At 46.0% G+C, this 14782-nt stretch carries 13 protein-coding genes and 2 pseudogenes; 9 read left to right on the top strand and 6 right to left on the bottom strand.

Translation table 11 applies throughout. The annotated features are described in order from the left end of the window. Nucleotides 1-11: 11 nt before the first annotated feature. The 3 genes from JK154_RS05105 to JK154_RS05090 all read left to right on the top strand — a co-directional run bounded on the left by JK154_RS05105 (nt 12) and on the right by JK154_RS05090 (nt 3511). Nucleotides 12-335 (top strand): hypothetical protein, encoded by a 324-nt coding sequence (locus tag JK154_RS05105; protein WP_283093657.1) that lies wholly within the window; start codon nt 12-14, stop codon nt 333-335. A 505-nt stretch (nt 336-840) separates the two neighbouring features. After that, nucleotides 841-3165, top strand: coding sequence for a hypothetical protein (locus JK154_RS05100; RefSeq protein ID WP_249215786.1), 2325 nt, complete (start codon nt 841-843; stop codon nt 3163-3165). Next, nucleotides 3155-3511 (top strand): hypothetical protein, encoded by a 357-nt coding sequence (locus JK154_RS05090; RefSeq protein ID WP_211991436.1) that lies wholly within the window; start codon nt 3155-3157, stop codon nt 3509-3511. The genes JK154_RS05100 and JK154_RS05090 overlap by 11 nt, the downstream gene beginning before the upstream one ends. 230 nt (nt 3512-3741) lie before the next feature. On the opposite strand, the pseudogene JK154_RS05085 reads toward JK154_RS05090, so the two are convergent. The 4 genes and pseudogenes from JK154_RS05085 to JK154_RS05070 all read right to left on the bottom strand — a co-directional run. Then, nucleotides 3742-3977: pseudogene (locus JK154_RS05085) on the bottom strand (replication initiation protein); the annotation flags it as partial. After that, nucleotides 3959-4672: pseudogene (locus JK154_RS05080) on the bottom strand (transposase); the annotation flags it as partial. The pseudogenes JK154_RS05085 and JK154_RS05080, both read right to left, overlap by 19 nt. A 161-nt stretch (nt 4673-4833) precedes the next feature. Next, complete coding sequence (locus JK154_RS05075; protein ID WP_211991435.1) at nt 4834-6564, bottom strand: penicillin-binding transpeptidase domain-containing protein; 1731 nt, start codon at nt 6562-6564, stop codon at nt 4834-4836. A gap of 579 nt (nt 6565-7143) precedes the next feature. Continuing rightward, a complete protein-coding gene (locus tag JK154_RS05070) occupies nt 7144-7704 on the bottom strand; it encodes a TetR family transcriptional regulator (RefSeq protein WP_211991434.1) in 561 nt (186 codons plus the stop codon). A 107-nt stretch (nt 7705-7811) separates the two neighbouring features. Here JK154_RS05070 and JK154_RS05065 point away from each other — a divergent pair, with 107 nt between their 5' ends. Genes JK154_RS05065 through JK154_RS05055 form a run of 3 tightly spaced genes read left to right on the top strand, consistent with a single transcriptional unit; the run spans nt 7812 to nt 10311 of the window. Further along, nucleotides 7812-9023 carry an MFS transporter gene (locus JK154_RS05065; protein ID WP_211991433.1) on the top strand — a complete coding sequence of 404 codons (1212 nt, stop codon included), beginning with the start codon at nt 7812-7814 and terminating at the stop codon, nt 9021-9023. Continuing rightward, on the top strand, nt 9020-9847 hold the full coding sequence (locus tag JK154_RS05060) for a Cof-type HAD-IIB family hydrolase (RefSeq protein ID WP_211991432.1): 828 nt from the start codon (nt 9020-9022) through the stop codon (nt 9845-9847). Before JK154_RS05065 ends, JK154_RS05060 begins: the two co-directional genes overlap by 4 nt. Nucleotides 9848-9855: 8 nt before the next feature. Then, nucleotides 9856-10311 carry an acetyltransferase gene (locus JK154_RS05055; RefSeq protein ID WP_211991431.1) on the top strand — a complete coding sequence of 152 codons (456 nt, stop codon included), beginning with the start codon at nt 9856-9858 and terminating at the stop codon, nt 10309-10311. A 72-nt stretch (nt 10312-10383) separates the two neighbouring features. Here JK154_RS05055 and mntR read toward each other — a convergent pair whose 3' ends face one another. Beyond that, entirely contained in the window at nt 10384-10851 is a 468-nt protein-coding gene (gene mntR / locus JK154_RS05050; protein WP_211991430.1) for a manganese-binding transcriptional regulator MntR, read from the bottom strand. Nucleotides 10852-11052: 201 nt separating this feature from the next. Between mntR and mntS the strand changes: the two genes are divergently transcribed. Then, entirely contained in the window at nt 11053-11184 is a 132-nt protein-coding gene (mntS, locus tag JK154_RS05045) for a manganase accumulation protein MntS (protein WP_211991429.1), read from the top strand. 292 nt (nt 11185-11476) lie between these two features. Here mntS and ompX read toward each other — a convergent pair whose 3' ends face one another. Then, nucleotides 11477-11986: an outer membrane protein OmpX gene (gene ompX / locus JK154_RS05040; protein WP_211991428.1), complete on the bottom strand. Its 510-nt coding sequence runs from the start codon at nt 11984-11986 to the stop codon at nt 11477-11479. 361 nt (nt 11987-12347) lie between these two features. Between ompX and rhtA the strand changes: the two genes are divergently transcribed. Next, nucleotides 12348-13235 carry a threonine/homoserine exporter RhtA gene (gene rhtA / locus JK154_RS05035; RefSeq protein WP_211991427.1) on the top strand — a complete coding sequence of 296 codons (888 nt, stop codon included), beginning with the start codon at nt 12348-12350 and terminating at the stop codon, nt 13233-13235. A 766-nt stretch (nt 13236-14001) separates the two neighbouring features. Then, nucleotides 14002-14748 carry a glutamine ABC transporter substrate-binding protein GlnH gene (glnH, locus tag JK154_RS05030; protein WP_211991426.1) on the top strand — a complete coding sequence of 249 codons (747 nt, stop codon included), beginning with the start codon at nt 14002-14004 and terminating at the stop codon, nt 14746-14748. Nucleotides 14749-14782: the final 34 nt, after the last annotated feature.

Raw genomic sequence — 14782 nt, 5'->3', positions numbered from 1 at the left:
GAGCCTATTCTATGAGCGATGAAATTAAACAGATTACCGCCCTTGTCGGGCATCAGCAGGTGCAGGAAAAGCGAGGCTGGACAGTGCATCAGGCACTGGTCAGCGTTGCACTGCGTCAGGTTGAAAGTGACCTGAAACAGGCCGGCCGGGGCAGATCAGCAGAAACCCGCTGTCAATGCCCTGAATCAGATAGTCAGCACCGCTCAGGAGTCGGTATATACCCTACGCCGAGAAATGTCGCGCTATATATGGAAATCCGCCAATTATCTCGTGTTGACTATCATCTTCGTTATGGCCTCCTGTGTGGTTTATTGACGATGGCTACGAACAGATAGCGCTGATGCAGATGAAAAAAGCCGAATGGGAACAAAAAGCCCCGCTCGCCAATATCACTACCTGTGATGGAGAGCCTTGTGTCCAGGTAAGAGGCGACAAATACACGAATAAAAATGGCGACGTTTTTTATCAGATTAAACCGGTTAAATAATAATCCAGATAGTTTTTACAGGGAAAGATATTCCTCGCAGAAAGAAAGGTTGTTCTTGAGATCCTTTCTTTCTGCGCGTCTGTTCATAATACGTGTGAAATGTTGGCGTAGTCCGTTCTTAGTGGAAATGGTTCAACAATACGACCGATATCGACACGGGATTAACCTTTATGCCGTCGTGGTTCTCAACCAAAAATACGGAAAAATACAAAACGGATATTGTCGTCCTTCTTCAGGAAAGGAAGGCGGCATGGCAACGCGTCATATATCGCAATACAGTTTCCTTAATTTCTGCTTCCCTTTTTTGAACTCCCTGCGATGATCATAGCGTTAGCGATTTAACTTAAGGAAAGATGATGAACATACGTTATCCGGTACGGAAAGCCGACGGACGGGACTATAAGAACTATGACGAGCTGCTGACCGACATCCGCAAAAACGCCCACGGTTGGTGGTTACTTGGCGTGAATCGTTACTGGCACGGGGGGATCCACATCGGGACGTCATCATCTCCGGCCTCGGTACTGAATCAGGACACGCCGGAAAAATCCGTGCCGCTCCAGTTCATGATGGACGGCGAGGTGGTTGCATGGCGGGTTAACCGCGATTACGCGGCTATCGAGTGTTATCAGGAACGTCCTTTGCGCCAGTCCGGCACCTTTGTTCTGGTCAAATCGCTGTACAAGCCCGACGAACAGGATGAATCATCGTGGCTGACGCTGTACCAGCTTTACATGCACATCGCGCCATTGTCAGAATTCCCGAAACGCCCGCTTTACCGGGTCACGCAGAAAGGCCACGGCGTGCGAATGCGTAAACACTCCCGCCACGATGACAGCCGTGAAATCGCGCCAGACGTACTGGCAAACAAACACGGCCACACCAGAACGCTCGTTCAGGGCGACACGCTTGCCGTACTGCAACAGCAATCGTTTCTACTGGGAAAACAATCGGAGTCGTTCGCCCTGGTGCAACGTCTTCGGGACGGTAAACCCGCAGGTGATCTGTTCTGGGTCTCGGTGCGTCCGGAATATCTGGAGCCCGATGGCATGTGTTACGTGTGCCTGCCAGAGTGGATGCACAATGCACTGAATCACGGCGTGTTTGATGATGTGGTGGTGCCATCTGTGCCGCTGAAAGTGACGGTGAAGGCAGGGGATGCGGTCGGGTTCCTCGGTGCTCAGGATCTGGCCGACGAAGATAACTATCCGCAGATAATCACCACGGACTATAAAGCCCATATCGAGCTGCTGAGTCTCGACGCGCATGTGCCGGATGTTGTAGCCAATGTGAAGGGCATCAAAACGGGCAAACAGTTTATTAAGCTGAAGCTGAAACGGCCACTCTACCTGCGAAATGGGGAGGGGGAGGAAAGTGCCTTTGAGCAGATAAGCGCCATTACCCGTGTCGATGCCGGAAAAATTATTCCACGTGACGTCACATACCCATTTACGGATAAAACCGGGGTCACATACTTTCAGATCCGCCCGCATACGTGGATGCACCAGGACGACGTGGAGCAGCTCAGTCAGCATGATTTAGCGGAGCTAAACTTTCACTGTATTGAGGCTGAACACACCACCGATTTTACCCGTACGCTGGATGAATGCTGGCTGATTGACGCCCTGAGAAGCATCAGCTCGCACTTTGATGGTGAAAAAGGACCACAAAGCTCACAGGCCAAAATATTTTATGACAGCCTGATCCGCAATGCTGAAAAACGAATATCGCCGAGTCCGTATCCCGATAAATCTCAGGATGAATTACTGTTTGGCGCGTTGCATACGAACCAGATGAACATTCCGGAATATGCGCGGCGGCTGATAGTGAAACATGACAGCGACTGGCACAGTATCCGCGATGATACACGCTGGTCATCGGTATTTAAGGGCAGGCAAGAAAGTCCTGTTGTGCAGTTGGCCAACAGGGGATTTTTGGATGCCACGCGCTGGATGGATAAGGTTCCGCCGTTCGCCAGTCAGCGGTCAGTATGGCATTTTCATCCGCTTGAGTTTTTATATGTAATGTCCGGTGATGATGATATGGATATAAAATGGTTAACTGTACCTAAAGGTCAGCTAACATTTGATGCTGAGGGTAATGATAATAACGACAGTCCTTATTTTAGTCGTCATATTCATTGGCCAGGAGGTGTTTCGGGAATAACAATTGGTCGAGGATATGATCTAGGGCAGCAAAATGACCCATCATCAGATTTTGACTCTATTGAATTAAGTCAACCGTTAAATAGTTGGCTTCTAGAATCAAAGGGATTGTCTGGTTTGGATGCTGAAAACCGTTATAAATCAGCAGATAACAGCATTAGTGGTTATGAGATAACAAGGAAACAGCAACACGATCTTTTTGTTATTACTTACAATAGGTTAGAGGATGATGTAAAAAGAATATGTCAGAGGCCTGATACAATTAGGGTGTATCATCCGAATCTAAATACCACACCAGTACAAGCATGGAATGATATTCCAGAAAAAATAAAAGAGGTGCTTGTAGATCTTAGATACCGTGGGGATTACACGCCCCATGCTCGTTCTTTAATTCAGCGGTACGCATATTCTGGTGATTTATCTTCACTCGGTCAGGTATTGTCAAATAGAACTCAATGGTCAAACGTTCCACAAGATAGATTTTTAAGGAGAGTTAGATCTTATGAAAGTTAAATATATTTTGTTCGCTTTTTTTGCTTCATATTCTGCTGCAAGTGTTGCCACATTTTCTGAGGAGGAAAATAGCCAGCTTGCGAGCATTAATCAAAAAAAAATAGGGGAAGTAAAAGCAGCATTAGATAATTTGAACAAATCTGTTGATGCACAAATCAATAACAATCCAGAGTATAACTTACTGATTACTGAGCTAAAAAAATCATGGGGGGAAATGATTGATAAAAAATGCCAATTGGAAACGATTGATTCGAAAGGAACTGATGCTGAAACAGCTGAAGTGAGCGATTGCCTTGTAAGAAGCTACCAGGAAGAAATGAAGTATTTCGATGCGATGCTTCCGTAACATAATCTCCAGACACGCATTTTTTCTGGGATTCTGTGCCGGAACCGTCGAAATTTCCGGCGCAGCTAATTAGTCTATTTTTTAAGCATATTTGGCAGGCGATGACGTGTACGTTTAGGGGGCTGAAGTCCAATAGAACGAAAACTTACGTTAGCGAAGTAACTGTATGATATATCAAAATATTATAGACAGTAAAAAATGAGCCTAAAACGGTGTATGTTAAATAGGGGTCAGTTTGGATATCCATCCAAGGCCATTTTGATTTGTTTGTCTTCCTTAAACCGAAAACGTAATGCGATCACTTTGCGTCCTTTTTTCACTGTCTCAACGGCCGCTTTTTTCGTTAAGTTCGGCGATGGCGGGCTTGATTAGGTCTCGATTAAGTATCTTGAAGTCGGCATATTTATCATCGAGATCTAATGGAGCGGAAATCATCAAGCACGATGATTCTATCGCCAGTGCTTCGCGATTAAAGTCATCCACAACATTGAAGGGTCGAAATCGTCGTCCACAAGTCAGGGCATCATGCATAAAATCAATCGACCGGCTCTGGTTAAGCGCCTCTGGTGTCGCCAGCGGTGCCGGATTACGCACCGGCAAACGTTGTTTTCCTTTACGGCGAAAATTCAGTTTTAGCAGGCAGTAAATACGGTGAACACGCTTATGGTTCCTGATGTGACCCTGCCTGCGAATCACCTGAAAAGCTTTTTAAAACCATATCGCGGATAGCGTTCAGCCGCTTCCGTCAGTGCCTGAATCACCGGCTCGTCACGCCGGGTATCGGACTGATAGAAAAAAACTGTCCTGCTCAGTGATAACGTCCTGCATGCCTGACGTACGATCATCGCAAACTGCGAGACCAGATAGCTGGCGAGCTCACGCTTTATCACTGTTTTTAAAGCTTTTTTCAATGACATCTTTCAATGCCCTGCATTCCAGACTCAGGTCAGCAAACCTCTGTTTGAAACGCCTGTTTTCATCTTCCAGATCTTTGATTTTCTTAATGTCAGACGCTTCCATCCCACCATATTTTGCCTTCCAGTTATAATAACTGGCTTCTGAAATAGTGGCCTCACGGCAAACATCTTTGACTGTTCGGCCAGCTTTGACTGATTTCAGAACGGCGATAATCTGGTGTTCGGTGAATCGTATTTTACGCATGGCGATCTCCTTCTGGGGACATATTCAGTCTGTCGGAAGATCTCTAAAAGTGAATGGTTCTTTTTGCAGGGATACTTACACGCCCTCTCTGACCAGCTAAATAGGCCCATGCCAGTGTTCAGCCACTCTTATTATTGGCAACAAGCCTGATAAAGAGACCGTCAATTAACAGCCTGGACATGACTATCGCCAGGCAAGGCATCCGCCGCAATATTCATATGCTCAAGCACCGGACCAATAATTTTGCCGAAAACAGGTGCAGCAACCGAACCACCAAAATGCGTACCCGCTTTGGGATTATTGATAACCACGACAAGGGCAACAACCGGATGTTCCAGCGGGGCAACCCCCGCGGTATAGTTGACATAACCCGCATCATATTTACCACTATCACCTAGTTTTTCGGCTGTCCCTGTTTTTATTGCCAGACGGTAACCCGGAACCGCTGCTTTAACACCACTCCCCCCGGGCAGCATATCGCTTTCCATCATATGCAGGACCGTATTAACAATATCCGGGTCGGCAACAGGATCACCATCAACAGGAGGTGTAACCTTGGTAATAGAGAGTGGGCGATAAACACCATATGCCCCGAGAGTCGCATAAACACGGGCGATTTGCAGTGGTGTTGCCCGTAGACCATAGCCGAATGAGAACGTAGCACGTTCTATATCAATCCATTTCTGCCGGTGTAACGGAAAATAGCCGGTACTTTCTCCAGGTAAATCTAATTTAGTGGGTTTACCCAACCCGAAGCGCTGATAGATATTAACCAGTGCGTCAGACGGCATAGCCAGTGCAATATGAGACACACCAATGTCGCTGGATTTCTGCAGGATCCCCGTGGGAGTCAGGCGCGGCCAGTGGCCGACATCGCGAATAAGATGTCCATTAACTTTAAATGGCGTAGTATCAAGCAACGTGTGGGCAGTAATAATATGACGTTGCAACCCCTCAATAATAACCAATGGCTTGACCGTTGAACCGGGCTCAAAACTGTCATTAATGGCCACATTGCGCATTTCTGCAGCCTGTACTGCCTGCATATTATTCGGATTGAATGATGGATAAGAAGCCATCGCAAGGATTTCGCCGGTATCTATTTTTACCAGCACTGCGGTACCTGAGTCGGCATTATTTGCCAGAACGCCATCCCGTAGCTCACTAAAAGCGGTGTATTGATCGTATTTATCAATACTGAGCTGAATAGTAGGTGCCGGTTGCGGCGCTTCCTCATTCAGGACACTGACAATGTCACCATGAGCATCCTGACGATACGTTTTTTTGCCAAGATGCCCCAGAAGCAGGTGATTAAAACTGTGTTCAATACCGCTCAAACCGCTATTGTCGATACCCACGAGGCCGATCAGTGGTGCCGCAGCCTCTCCCATGGGATAGAACCGACTGTAATCACTGGTTTCACTAATACCAGCCACATGCAAGGCGCTAATATCATGCGCTATACCTTGTTCAACCTTCCGCTCAAGAAACAGAAAGTGACGCCGGTCATTATGATAGATTTTTAACTTCAGTTGCTCTGGAGTAGTATTCAGAGCGCCTGCCAGATAGCGCCATTTGGCATTATCGAAATCAGTCTGATGGCTGACAATATCTTGTGGATTGGCCACAATATCCCGGGAGGGGACGCTCATTGCCAGAACCTCACCATTACGATCTGTCAGTGTGCTGCGTGCCGTTGGCAATACAATGGTTTTGAGTGAGCGTAAATTGGCTTCATGAACCAGCATTTGTTGATTAAAAAACTGTAAATCGGCAACCCGCCCTAAAAGCAGAACCACACAAGCCAGTATGCAAAATAGCAGAATATTATAGCGGGACAGGAAAAAACTTTTTTTGTCGGACTGCTTTTTATTTTTGATGTTATTTTTCATGTGTTCAGGTTTGAGTGTTCTTCAATAGCACAACAAGGTCGGCGTTAGCGGCAATACATTCACATAACGCCCCAGTCACCAGTACCGCAAACTCAGTACATCGATTCCTCTCTGGCTTTGCCGAAAGTCAATGGATGTATGTAAACGTAATAATAAATAATACGTTGTGCTGTTCCGTGCTGAAAATTAACATATTTTTAAAGCGAGGAGCGTGTGGAATTCTTGTCGTTAGTAACAAATCATTTTTGCTCAACCACTGAGTAGAAAAATGTCTCAATAACCAGGCAGATGATACGACGGATACACGTCAATGTTAGCGTCAACCGGGGCGGGTTACTCATAAGCATATGAGCACTTTTTGAACCGCTCACAGAAAGGGCTATTTTTTAAACCGGTGTTTACTGCCCTGAGTCTTGAGAGGCACGCGTTGAACATGTGTTATTGAAATAAGCTTTAAACCCAGTAATAAAAATTACTGGGTGGAAGTACCAAATCGGCATTAGCTTTGACTGAGGATGCTACGCCCCCCTCTAAAGATAAAAATACCGAACGTCGATGACTGAAAAAATCACTCACGGCTTATGATCCGCAGTTCACGTTCACCAACCGTTTGATAATAACCAAGACCTGATCCCGGCTTAATGGCTGTGTATCAGTCACACAATGCAAGGTCATCCCTTCGATAAATGCATCCAGTCCCCTGGCCGTCAATGGATCAAAAAACAAGCTGAGTGACTGCTGACTACGTGCCATCCAGTCCTGCATGATCTTTTTTAACTCAGGGCGGCAACTAGCACAGGCATAGAGCTGGAACATTACCTGCATATTATAAGGGGAAGCAAGTACCCCCCCACTGATCATATCCGCAATAGCCTCGCAGGCTTTGTCGTGATTATCCGCTTGTAACAGGCTTAAATGGAATTGTTCGGATATTTGATAAGTAAACTGTTCAAAAGCCTCACGAATTAAAGCATCTATACCGGTAAAATAATAGGTCATTGACCCTAAAGAGACATCTGCCGCCCGGGCTATTTTTCGGTGGGTAATATTGCTGATACCGTGCTCAACCAGCATATCCAGTGTGGCCTGTAAGATGCGGGCCCGGCGTTCTGAAGCCACGGAAAGAGATTGAGTACGCATAAAAAGACCTTGGTATGAAAGTGAGTGCAGTCTAGCTCGTTACGTGTACAAATGTACACATTCTTGCTAATCTGCATACCTACTTCCCTTTCTACTGGTCATCGTTCATGTCAGCATCGCAGAGAAAATCCTTACAACTGCGCACTTGGGCTCTATTTACCTTTTTCTTCCTGCCAGGCCTGGTTATCGCATCATGGGTGACTCGAACCCCCGCCATTCGCGACACGCTGAGTGTTTCAACATCTGGCATGGGTATCGTGTTATTTGGTCTGTCGATTGGCTCCATGAGCGGTATCTTGTGTTCTGGCTGGCTAGTGAAAAAGTTTGGTACCCGCACCATTATTCGTAGTGGCATGATAATGATGGTGGCAGGCATGCTGGTGATGAGTCTGGCTTTATTCTTCGCCAGCCCACTGCTGTTTGCCTTTGGTCTGGCGATATTAGGGTCTGGACTGGGCTCTTCTGAAGTCGCCATGAACGTGGAAGGGGCCATCATTGAAAGCCTGATGAAAAAAACAGTGCTACCAATGATGCATGGTTTTTTTAGTCTGGGGACGCTGGTTGGTGCCGGCATCGGCCTGAGTCTTACAGCCTTGAATATTATCTCCTGGGCCCATTTATTGGTGATTGGTCTGCTGGTGATCGTGCCAATTGCCATTGCTCTGACGGCGGTCCCCCACGGAACAGGAAAAGATGAACCGTCTGACGATCATGTAAAAGACATCATTCCCCACCGACCATTTTATAAAGACAGCCAGCTGTTATTAATCGGTTTTATTGTACTGGCCATGGCTTTTGCCGAAGGGTCCGCTAATGACTGGCTACCATTACTGATGGTGGATGGTCATGGTTTCAGCCCGACATCAGGGTCACTTATCTATCTTGGTTTTACGCTGGGAATGACCATCGGACGTTTCACTGGGGGATGGTTTATTGACCGTTATAGCCGTGTTGCCGTGGTACGGGCGTGTACCATTATGGGCATACTGGGTATTGGCATGGTGGTCTTTATCGATAACGATATTCTGGCTGGCGTTTCTGTTTTGCTATGGGGTCTGGGAACCTCTCTTGGCTTCCCATTAACGATTTCTGCCGCTGGCGATACCGGGCCTGATGCGGCGACCCGTGTCAGTGTCGTGGCAACCTCGGGATATATCGCCTTCCTGGTTGGCCCGCCACTGCTCGGCTTCCTGGGTGAGCATTATGGACTTCGCTACGCAATGTTAGTCGTTCTGAGCCTGATGATCATCGCCTCTCTGGTTGCTAAAGCCGTGGCAAAACCACCTGTCACTGACACCGCTGAAGAGAAAATGTCATGAGCATAAAACTGATTGCCGTCGATATGGACGGCACTTTCCTCGATGATAACAAAAACTATAATCGTGCCCGTTTTGCCGAGCAATACCAGCAAATGAAGACACAAGGTATTCGTTTTGTGGTTGCCAGCGGTAATCAGTATTTCCAGTTAATATCATTCTTTCCTGAGATTGCCTCTGAGCTGTCCTTCGTGGCGGATAACGGCGCCTGGGTCGTCAGTGAAGGGGAAAGCCTGTTTAATGCCCGGCTAAAGCCTGAAGATTTTCTGACCGTAACGGAGCATCTGCTGGATCAACCCCATTTACAGGTTATTGCCTGCGGTAAAAAGAGTGCTTACATTCTGAATAGTTGTGATGATGACTTTAAACAGACAGCAGCTCGTTTCTATCATCGTCTGGCTCACAGAGAGAGTTTCACCGGCATCGATGATTGCATGTTTAAATTCGCCCTTAGCTTGCCAGACAGCCTACTGGATGACGCGATGGACTCTCTGACCCATGAGCTCAAACGGATTATGGTTCCGGTTACCAGTGGTCATGGTTCTATTGACCTTATCATTCCTGGCGCACATAAAGCCCATGGCCTGAGTATTTTGCAACAAAAGTGGGGAATTAACGACAGCGAGGTAGTCAGCTTTGGGGATGGTGGCAACGATATTGAGATGCTACGTCAGGCTGGGTTCAGCTTTGCCATGGGTAATGCACCCGAAAAAATCAAACAAGTAGCACGCTTCCAGACTGACCACTGTAATCAGCAAGGTGTGCTCAACGTGATTGATAAAATTTTACAAAAAGAATTCCCTTTTAACTTAGATAATCATCATTGAGATAAAGTATGGTTAAGATCACGCCAGCGACAGTCAATAACTTTCCAGACTTGATAACAATTTGGGAAGCCTCTGTGCGAGCCACGCATGACTTTCTGAGCGAGCAGGATATAGCCACCCTGCGGGAGCAAATTTACAATGTCTATTTTCCTCAGCTGCCACTCTGGATAGCCACCCATCACAGTGGAAAGATACTGGGATTCATCGGCTGTCATGAGGCTCGGGTAGAAATGTTATTTGTCTCGCCAGAAAATCGTGCCACCGGGGTGGGTAAAGCATTACTTAATTATGCAATTACTGAGCTGGCGATCAGCGAGGTAGATGTTAATGAGCAAAACCCACAGGGTATTGGTTTTTATCAACACTTGGGATTTGTGACCGTAGGCCGTTCAGAACATGATGGGGAAGGTAATCCCTTCCCATTGCTGCATTTAAAACTGAAGCGTGCTGGTGACGCGATATAAGTTCCGTATAGTGGCTATCAGAATGCGAGGCCTCGCCAATCTGATAGCCAATTGCTTACAGGGATAAATCGATCAGCCGATCCCCCGCTCTTCACTGAATTTACGAAACAGCACCAGCGTTTCTTCACTCACATGGTGTTCCACGCCTTCAGCATCAATACGGGCTGTTTCAGGACTGACCCCCAAAGCGATGAAGAAGTTTTCCACAATACGGTGTCGCTCCCGGCTCTGTTCAGCCAGTTTTTCACCTTCAGGAGTCAAAAATACCCCACGCCATGGGATCTGTTCAATGAGTCCTGCGGATGCCAGCCGCTTTAACATTTTAGCCACTGTCGGTTGGGATACACCAAGACGTGCCGCCATGTCCACCTGTCGAACTTCACCCACTTCGTTGATCAGATCTGAAATCAATTCAACGTAATCATCTATCAACTCACGACGATGAGCCTCACGCACCTGCCGGAAGCCCTCAACGTGCTCCTCAATATTGGGTAATGGCATCACTTTATCGTTATTTTTCTGCCCTGCCCTACGGCTCATAATGCTTCCTCTTCCAGTCACTTCGTGTCGTCGTATGACAACATAAGCCACCATTGTAAACCAGCATCGCATATCTACAAAAAAAACCAGAAATAGCCATAGCTATAAAGTATAGCTCGTGCTATACCTGTATATAACACAGTCATCCAGTTGCGATGATTAGGATAAGAAAGTCAGCCCACAATCACTCCGGGGGCACTTATGAACACAGTAAAGAGGCATTTAAGCATGTTTATCAACTCACCTTTCCAAAACAGACTGATGTTATTGACCGCAATCTGTAATTATCTGTCTCAGAAAACCCCTCGCCAGCAGGATGAGGAACAAGCATAACACCGGGCTGAATTAGCCCGGTGGGCTCCTGTCATGAGCCTGACGTTTTCTGCCTGACCATCACCCCTGCCTGTAATTAATAGCCTGATCCTGCCATAAGCCAAATTCAGTTATTCTTGTCGTACCAATACCAGCATACCCTTTACACTTTGAGTAAAAAGAATGGTTGTTAGAAGACCTGAGCAAATGCCTGACATAAAAAAACACCCTGTAAACAAAGCGTTTACAGGGTGTGAAAATTATTTTGTTATCCGCATCTCTGCGGCGTCTTCATGCCATCGTTAAAGATGAATTAGAAGCTATAGCCAGCACCGACAACCCAAGTACCAACGTCAGTATGATGTACACGGCTCTGCTCATAGGAGAAGTCCAGTGCAACGTGTTCCATTGGGTTGAACTGCAAACCAGCACCGTAAGAGAAGCCGTAACCAGTGTCAGAGTGGTGTTCAACGACATCTTTCACAGTCTGGAATTTGCCGTAACCCAGGCCGATAACACCATAAGCACTTACCCAGTCATTAATACGGTAAGCAGGGCCACCGGTGAAACCGTAGTACTGGCCTTTGCTGTAAACATCATTGCTGGTGTCGTGTTTTTCAATATAGGTAAAAGAACCGATATAACCCAGTGGGCTTTCGTTCTCATAGCGATATTTCAGGTTGAAGCCTTTAGCTTTGTTTTGTTCCCCTTTCATGTCGCCTTGAGCATAACCACCGGTAACGGTGCTAGTGACAGCGGAAGCAGTACCTACGGAAAGAGTTAAAACACAAGCCAGAGCTGAAAGACATGCAATTTTTTTCATAATGACCTCAAAAAATCCAAATTAGTCCATACAAAACTTAGTACTAAATATAGCAAATTTTTTTGAGAAACTCTTCGTAATTTGTGTTGTCTAACGCCTCCCATCATGTAACATAACATTTCAACTAACAATTATGTCACTAAATTTCCGGGATTTTTTTCCTTTTTGGTTCATTATTTAATAATAACTGGCATCTATCATTCAGACGAATCTGAAATCATTCAGTATAAAATACGAACAAAACGAACCGCTCCAGTGACACGAAAAAATATCATGAATTAATCCCATCAATTCCGGTTTTAATCATTTAAAATGGCTAAAGTTTTTATTATTTCCTGACAATAGATTTAACAGGATCACCATGATCTTCACGACAAACAGAATGCCCCGCTGGTTACCAATAGTCTTACTCTTTATCTCAATGATTTCAATTCAGGGAGGAGCAGCCCTGGCAAAAACCCTCTTTCCACTCGTGGGCCCCCAGGGAGTCACTGCAATACGCCTTGGGCTGGGTACACTTATCCTGGTGATCATTTTCAAACCCTGGCGTTTGCGTTTTCAGCCACAACAACGTGTACCACTCCTGTTTTACGGCCTGGCACTGGGATCGATGAATTACCTTTTCTATTTATCACTAAAAACGATCCCACTGGGTGTGGCTGTCGCCCTGGAATTTACCGGCCCGCTAGCCGTTGCCCTGTTTGCATCCCGCCGTGCGGTGGATTTTATCTGGGTCATTTTAGCCGTAGTCGGGTTGTGGTTTCTCTTACCCCTGGGGAACAATATCACCCATGTGGATCTCAGTGGCGCGGCTTATGCATTAGGGGCTGGGGCATGCTGGGCTATTTATATTATCGCCGGACAAAAAGCCGGGGCTGAACACGGCCCCGCCACCGTGGCGGCAGGCTCCCTGATTGCTGCCATCATATTTGTTCCATTGGGAGCATTTGAGGCCGATAGTTCAATATTCACCTGGGCTATTTTCCCCCTGGGTCTGACCATTGCCATTCTGTCGACTGCACTTCCATACTCCCTGGAAATGGTGGCACTGACCCGCCTTCCTACACGCACCTTCGGAACACTCATGAGTGTGGAGCCTGCCCTAGCGGCCATATCCGGCATTCTCTTCTTAGGTGAGCATCTTACTTTTATTCAATGGATCGCTCTCTTTTTTATCATTGTCGCTTCCGCAGGTTCAACGCTAACAATGCAGCGTGAATCCCGCATTACCGAAGTGAATGTCAATTGAGAATTACAGATAATCAGCCTGGGGTGATAGCAGGCTGATGGTTCGGTTCAGACAATCAATAATGAAAGGCAATGAATTAACAGGCTGCTTTATTATCCGATCACATACATGCCATGAGTAAACTGAGCTGGTATTTATTACCATTAATTAACGCACAGACATAAAATAGCCGGGTTGCAAAACCCAGCCACACAGGCAATACACTCAGGCTGGCTGTGTGCCGTGGCAGTGAATGAGGAAACCGATGTCGTGCAGTGTGCTATCATGGACCGTGACGGTTCCATTTCAGGGCATTAACCCATTTTTATCATGGTGGAATATGCTGCTGAATATTGTCTGTCAGGACAATATGAGCATGATACTCTGGATATTATCCAATATATAAAATCAAAATTGAACAAATATCAGCCACCCGTTCATGATGTCACCCATTTTGATGAAATAAAAAGCGCACCAAAACAGTGCGTTCGCGGTGGGTTTAATTTAGCTTTTGTTAAACATTTGTAGCAATGACTTCATAAAAACGTCAAATATAAATTGTTTTCCCCCCTCATTTCGGGGTAAAACTAGTTTTAACCCTGTTATTCAGTTTATTGCACCAATATGTGGCACCATTTCAGTGCATCATCATGAGCTTGCAACCTGTATAGTACAATGTTACAAATTCGCATCCTTGCAAAACAGCAAGTTGTAAATCTGGCACGATTATTTCATGGTGTGCAGGCTTACGTAAGGGGATAGCCCCGTGATTAACAAAGGAAATGCTATGAAGTCGATTTTGAAAGTGTCTTTGGCTGCACTCACACTTGCCTTTGCTGTCTCTTCCCATGCTGCGGACAAGAAATTGATCGTCGCGACAGACACCGCCTTTGTTCCTTTTGAGTTTAAACAAGGCGATAAATATGTCGGTTTTGATATCGATTTATGGGACGCTATCGCGAAAGAATTAAAAGTAGAATACAGCCTGAAACCTATGGATTTCAGTGGTATTATCCCCGCGCTTCAAACCAAAAACGTTGACGTGGCCCTGGCGGGTATCACCATCACTCCAGAGCGCGAAAAAGCGATAGATTTTTCTGACGGTTACTACAGAAGCGGTCTGCTGGTAATGGTTAAAGAGAACAACAATGATGTTAAAAGCGCAGCGGATCTGAACGGTAAAGTTGTCGCCGTCAAAAGCGGTACAGGTTCGGTAGATTACGCAAAAGCGAACATCAAAACTAAAGACCTGCGTCAGTTCCCGAACATTGATAATGCTTATATGGAACTCGCAACCGGTCGTGCTGATGCGGTTCTGCATGACACACCAAATATTCTCTATTTCATCCAGACTGCTGGAAACGGCAAGTTTAAAGCCGTTGGCAATTCTCTGGAGGCACAGCAGTACGGTATTGCGATGCCAAAAGGAAGTGATGAATTACGTCTGAAAATTAACGAAGCACTTAAAACCATTAAAGCTAACGGAACCTATAACGAAATCTATAAAAAATGGTTTGGTACTGAACCAAAATAATAATAATTTATTAAGTAGCACCTGAGGGGCGTTT

This window comes from Citrobacter sp. JGM124, from assembly GCF_018257795.1.
Taxonomy (GTDB): domain Bacteria; phylum Pseudomonadota; class Gammaproteobacteria; order Enterobacterales; family Enterobacteriaceae; genus JGM124.
Note: the sequence above shows the minus strand (reverse complement) of the source record. Positions and strands in the feature narration are given on the sequence as shown.

Bases quoted from the DNA above. Each gene is read 5' to 3' on its own strand.
- JK154_RS05060 (WP_211991432.1), top strand. From the start codon at position 9,020: ATGAGCATAAAACTGATTGCCGTCGATATGGACGGCACTTTCCTCGAT.
- JK154_RS05090 (WP_211991436.1), top strand. From the start codon at position 3,155: ATGAAAGTTAAATATATTTTGTTCGCTTTTTTTGCTTCATATTCTGCT.
- JK154_RS05055 (WP_211991431.1), top strand. From the start codon at position 9,856: ATGGTTAAGATCACGCCAGCGACAGTCAATAACTTTCCAGACTTGATA.
- glnH (WP_211991426.1), top strand. From the start codon at position 14,002: ATGAAGTCGATTTTGAAAGTGTCTTTGGCTGCACTCACACTTGCCTTT.
- ompX (WP_211991428.1), bottom strand. From the start codon at position 11,986: ATGAAAAAAATTGCATGTCTTTCAGCTCTGGCTTGTGTTTTAACTCTT.
- JK154_RS05070 (WP_211991434.1), bottom strand. From the start codon at position 7,704: ATGCGTACTCAATCTCTTTCCGTGGCTTCAGAACGCCGGGCCCGCATC.
- mntS (WP_211991429.1), top strand. From the start codon at position 11,053: ATGAACACAGTAAAGAGGCATTTAAGCATGTTTATCAACTCACCTTTC.
- JK154_RS05105 (WP_283093657.1), top strand. From the start codon at position 12: ATGAGCGATGAAATTAAACAGATTACCGCCCTTGTCGGGCATCAGCAG.
- JK154_RS05065 (WP_211991433.1), top strand. From the start codon at position 7,812: ATGTCAGCATCGCAGAGAAAATCCTTACAACTGCGCACTTGGGCTCTA.
- mntR (WP_211991430.1), bottom strand. From the start codon at position 10,851: ATGAGCCGTAGGGCAGGGCAGAAAAATAACGATAAAGTGATGCCATTA.
- rhtA (WP_211991427.1), top strand. From the start codon at position 12,348: ATGATCTTCACGACAAACAGAATGCCCCGCTGGTTACCAATAGTCTTA.
- JK154_RS05100 (WP_249215786.1), top strand. From the start codon at position 841: ATGATGAACATACGTTATCCGGTACGGAAAGCCGACGGACGGGACTAT.
- JK154_RS05075 (WP_211991435.1), bottom strand. From the start codon at position 6,564: ATGAAAAATAACATCAAAAATAAAAAGCAGTCCGACAAAAAAAGTTTT.